The organism is Moorena sp. SIO4E2, from assembly GCF_010671945.1.
In the GTDB taxonomy this organism is placed as follows: Bacteria; Cyanobacteriota; Cyanobacteriia; order Cyanobacteriales; family Coleofasciculaceae; genus Moorena; species Moorena producens.
This window is the reverse complement of the sequence record NZ_JAAHIE010000836.1, coordinates 1-2,556: the sequence shown is the minus strand read 5'-3', so window position 1 is coordinate 2,556 and position 2,556 is coordinate 1. Positions and strand designations below refer to the sequence as shown.

3 protein-coding genes are annotated in these 2,556 nt (G+C 41.6%); all 3 read right to left on the bottom strand.

Annotated features, from left to right (window positions below):
* Positions 1–40: 40 nt before the first annotated feature.
* The 3 genes from rplI to gloB all read right to left on the bottom strand — a co-directional run bounded on the left by rplI (position 41) and on the right by gloB (position 2,156).
* The gene (rplI, locus tag F6K37_RS37880; RefSeq protein ID WP_008180021.1) at positions 41–499 is read right to left on the bottom strand and encodes a 50S ribosomal protein L9; all 459 of its coding nucleotides are present in this window, start codon (positions 497–499) and stop codon (positions 41–43) included.
* Positions 500–712: 213 nt separating this feature from the next.
* A complete protein-coding gene (locus tag F6K37_RS37875; protein WP_008180019.1) occupies positions 713–1,258 on the bottom strand; it encodes an EF-hand domain-containing protein in 546 nt (181 codons plus the stop codon).
* Between the two features lie 124 nt (positions 1,259–1,382).
* Positions 1,383–2,156: a hydroxyacylglutathione hydrolase gene (gene gloB, locus F6K37_RS37870; RefSeq protein WP_287256190.1), complete on the bottom strand. Its 774-nt coding sequence runs from the start codon at positions 2,154–2,156 to the stop codon at positions 1,383–1,385.
* Between the last annotated feature and the right edge of the window lie 400 nt (positions 2,157–2,556).

Below are 2,556 nucleotides of genomic sequence, written 5' to 3'. Positions count from 1 at the left end.
ACAGTCAAGTGTCAACAAACTAAACAAACTATTAATTAACTTATTTGGGAACAACATGAATTTCTACAGTAGCTGTAACTTCTGGATGAAGCTTAATTTCTGCATTATAGAAACCAAGTTGACTAATCTCAGGTAGGGTAATACCTCGGCGGTCTATTTCTTTGCCCGTAGACTCTTGGATTGCATCTGCCAAGTCTTGGCTAGTAACAGTACCGAAGATAGCATTATCTTCACCCAACTGCTTCGAGATAGTAAAGCGGTTAATAGTTTGTAGAGCAGTCTTCATCGACTCAGCTTGTTGCTTGATTTCGAGGATACGCTGCCGTTCTTGCTCTCTGCGCCGCTCAACTTGCTTGAGAACACCAGAGGTGGCCCTAACTGCAATTCCTTGGGGAATGAGATAATTGCGAGCATAGCCCGGAGCTACCTCTACCAGATCACCGTCTTTTCCAAGTTTGTGAACGTCTTTGCTTAAAACGACTTGTACACGTTGTGCCATAGTGTTTAGTTTCGGTTATAGTTTAGCGTGAATGATAATGCTTCGACAAACATTCCATATTACGACAATTTGTAAGCGATCGCAACTTAGTGCTGATTGCGGATTGCTGATTGCTGAGGGCTGAGGGCTGAATACTGAGGGCTCCGTGTCAATTAAAACACTTATTAAACCATTTCGGGGATGACATATCCGCCAATAGGCAAACCTAAATCATCAGTAGGAACCGAAAATCCAGTTTCCCGGAGCCTCTGGATCCTGACTGTAATAGAATTCGGTAACTAGATCTAATATCTCTTGTTTGTCAATGTAACCATCATTGTTCTGATCGAAGCGTCCAAAAATTTCTTCAATTTGACTGTCGTCAATACCGTAAGCCTTAAAAAACTGTCGGTATTCTTCCAGAGTAACTTTATCGTCTTTATCAGAATCCAATAGGTAAATAATCCCTGCCGCTTTAGCATTGACTACTGCTTCGTTACCGTCGGTGTCACTCAGTACATTTTCATGATAAGTCAACCACTCATCCAAGGTCACTTGCTGGTCTTGATTTTCGTCGGTAAATTTTTGCACGCCATTCCAAATCCTCATGTAAATAGCAAGAAGATTGTCATAGTCTGGCGAGCCCGGTGTCCAACCCCTGATGGCAGCAAGGTTATCAGTAATCCGTTCAAAATCGGCTTGGGTTAAAAAACCGTTTGTTTGCTGATCGTACACGTTAAACAACTGGGTCAATTTTCTTTGCTGCAATTCGCTAAGCATGGTTTTTTTCTATTGCTCAATTGGATTAACTAAATTTATTAACTCAACCTTGATTATAGTCCAACTAATAAAGGAGCATATCCTCAAGGAAATATGTCCCTTGATCAAGGCTTTATCAATAATCTTAGAATCGGTCTTTCATCTCCCGTAACCGTGCAAATGTCTTAACGGGTTCTTTTGCTTGAACAGCCGACTGTAGGGCAGGCTCTTCCCAACGTAAAAATGGATTGGTGTGCTTTTCAACCCCTAACTGGGAGGGTACCGTTGCCTCTTTACGATGACGCGCCTCTTGGACTTGGGCAAATCTCCCTTGTAAGTCCGGGTTTTCACCATCGACACTCAGGGCAAATTGGAGATTTTTTAAGGTGTACTCATGAGCACACCATACTCGTGTATTATCTGGTAAATCCCTTAGCTTGCCTAGGGATTCTACCATTTGGCTTGCTGTTCCTTCAAATAGTCTGCCACAACCCCCCGCAAATAGGGTGTCGCCACAGAAGAGTTCACCGGTTTCACCAGAGACTACTGGGGGAAAGTAGTAGGCAATATGTCCTCTGGTGTGTCCAGGAACGAACAAGACTTCACCAAGGCGATCACCAAACTCGACGCGATCGCATTCTTCTAAAAACACCTGTTGACCAGGAATCCGACCCCGGTCTTCAGCTCCCCCATATACACAGACATCTGGAAACTGCTGGATCAACTGTCGATTTCCCCCCACATGATCCATGTGATGGTGAGTGTTGAAAATAGCCACTAAGTCCGCATCCATTTCTTTCAGACACTGTATCACCGGTTTAGCCTCGGCTGGATCAACAACAGCAGCAATATTCTGCTTGGGGTCGTGTAATAAGAAGATATAGTTGTCAGAAAGGGCTGGAAGTCGATGAATCTGCATAATAATAGTTTAACACCATCTGTTTAATTTACATGTGTTTAATTTACATGTGTTTAACTTACACTTTATAGTTTTTTTTTTTGAGCAACAACAGATGCTAGGTATATTATACCTTACCTACTAAATTTTTAGTATTATGGATTGCTTGAGCAATTTACAAACTATTTTTAACCCTTATTCAACCTACTATTCAATAGTGAAATGTTGGTAAAAATCCAACAACTTTCGTTTACATGCTCCGAATTTTAATGCTCCGAAGTTACCCTTGACCACAATTCCTAGGTAATCAGTAATCGGTAATCAGTAATAGTTTCAGTAATAGTTAGCGAATCACCAATCACCCATTATCCATTACCAAATCACGCTAAGGTAGCATTTCTGACACTATTTCATCTTAGAA

What these genes read in the sequence shown, in the direction of transcription:
- rplI (WP_008180021.1), bottom strand. Translation starts at nt 499, where the DNA reads ATGGCACAACGTGTACAAGTCGTTTTAAGCAAAGACGTTCACAAACTT.
- F6K37_RS37875 (WP_008180019.1), bottom strand. Translation starts at nt 1,258, where the DNA reads ATGCTTAGCGAATTGCAGCAAAGAAAATTGACCCAGTTGTTTAACGTG.
- gloB (WP_287256190.1), bottom strand. Translation starts at nt 2,156, where the DNA reads ATGCAGATTCATCGACTTCCAGCCCTTTCTGACAACTATATCTTCTTA.